The organism is Polaromonas sp. P1_E3 (genome assembly GCF_056405935.1).
Genome location: NZ_JBFUBD010000872.1, coordinates 1 through 502 on the forward strand (window position 1 = coordinate 1; position 502 = coordinate 502).

Here is a 502-nt window from a genome sequence, read left to right on the forward strand (position 1 = left end):
GAAAAAAGCTGGTTGCGAACAATAGCAACACCAGGACATTGCCCGTGCCGTGCAGGGCCCCTACTCTCTTGGCACGCGTGCCTTCGGGGATCGCCAGCCAGTCAATGAGGCCGAAAGGCGCGGCAAGGACGCCACCCACGAGGCCCGCTGCCATCATCCAGTACGCGGCGRCGCCAAATGCGTCGCCGCCTGTGGCGAGATAAATCACATCAAAAACCACGGCGGCACCGAGCAGTCCCAAGGGAAAAACAATCAGCATCTGATGTACGGAGTGGCCAAGAAAACGGGCTTTTGCACGCATGGATACCTCCAGAATTGCGGTGAGATGACCTGATTCCACTCGGGCCAGCAGCTGGCGGACAGGCAAACACCGCTGCAGTTTGTGTCGGCCAACTCCTACCCGCTGGCTGCAAATATCCCTGCCGCCCGGCTCTTTGGCCCTTTATTTGACCGCCACAGGCTTTCCTGCCCGGGCCGCCTTGAAAACGACCGGAAAACACCC

At 59.7% G+C, this 502-nt stretch carries 1 protein-coding gene; it reads right to left on the reverse strand.

The genetic code is table 11. The annotated features are described in order from the left end of the window. The coding region (locus AC1D0Z_RS24060) for a DUF2231 domain-containing protein (RefSeq protein WP_477660613.1) at window positions 1–367 on the reverse strand (367 nt) is incomplete at its 3' end. Window positions 368–502: the final 135 nt, after the last annotated feature.